At 70.1% G+C, this 1,112-nt stretch carries 2 protein-coding genes; both read right to left on the minus strand.

The genetic code is table 11. The features are described 5' to 3' along the window. Nucleotides 1-38: 38 nt before the first annotated feature. The gene (locus tag ACZ53N_RS37480; protein ID WP_469145149.1) at nt 39-608 is read right to left on the minus strand and encodes an ISAs1 family transposase; all 570 of its coding nucleotides are present in this window, start codon (nt 606-608) and stop codon (nt 39-41) included. Next, the coding region (locus ACZ53N_RS37485; protein ID WP_469145150.1) for an ISAs1 family transposase at nt 548-1,112 on the minus strand (565 nt) is incomplete at its 5' end. The genes ACZ53N_RS37485 and ACZ53N_RS37480, both read right to left, overlap by 61 nt.

A 1,112-nucleotide genomic window follows, 5' to 3' on the forward strand; every position in this document is an offset into this window, starting at 1 on the left:
CAGGGCTTTGGCGTAGTCGTGTGACGTCCGGTTCGTGATCATCTGAGGTCGAGGAGTGCGAGGGGGCGGCGTGGGTCGCGGGCATTGTGGTGGAGGCCGGCCGCGATGTTCTTCACTCCGGCTGTCCGAAGGACTCCGATGGCGAGGTTGCGCCAGGTGGTCATCGCGCGGGGTGCGTTGCCGGTGCGGAGCTGGGAGGCGTCCTCGGCGAAGGTGGTGTCGCGGACGTGGTGCAGGGCCTCGATCTTCCGGTGGTCGCGGACGAGTCGGGCGAGCTGGGGCGGGGTGGCCTGTTCGGCGGTCAGGCGGGTGACGGCGTATACGGTCTTGACGGTGGACTTGCCGGTCTTGACGTCGGTGCGGCGGCGCTTGATCTGGATGGCCTGGCGGGCTCCGGGGAAGAGCAGGTTGTTGACGGTGGCGGCCTTGATCCGGCGGATCTCCGAGCGGCCGTGGCCGATGCCCTTGGTGCGGCCCTGGAGCGGGATGTCGTTCCAGGGAAGGGACTTCAGCTGTTTGCGCAGCTTCTTCTGGTTGGCTCTGGCGATCACGATGTAGTGGGCGCCTCGGTCCAGGAGGTAGTCGGCGTGCTCGCGCTGGGTGTGCATCGCATCGCATCGCTGGTGACCACGACCTTGGCCAAGTCGGCGACGGTGTCCAGCAGTGGCTGGAAGCAGGTGATCTCGTTGGTCTTCTCGCCCACGTCGAGTTGAGCGAGGACGGGGCCGGTGGCGTGTTCCAGCGCCGCGAGCAGGTGGATCTTCCGGCCGTTCGCCCTGGCCGCGCCGCGCAGGCTCTTGCCGTCCACGGCCAGGCCGCGCAGGACGGCGGCGCCGGTCGCGTTCGGGCGGCGGTCCGCGAGCCAATGCCCGACCGCTCGGTCCAGCGCGTCACCGTCGATGTGTGACAGCAGCCGGCGCACCGTCGTCTCGGAAGGCAACGGCCGCCTGGGAAACAGCGGATCAGGGCGGGCACCGACCTGTTCCAGTACGTGCGCCGGGGCGTCGGCGGTCCACTCGCCGACCGCCAGCAGCGACGTCGCCCCGGCCAGCACAGCACACGCGGCGCGGTGCGAGCACCGCGGCCAGACGGTGGCGGACCCCGCGAGGATC

It is taken from the genome of Streptomyces sp. NPDC033229 (assembly GCF_055576875.1).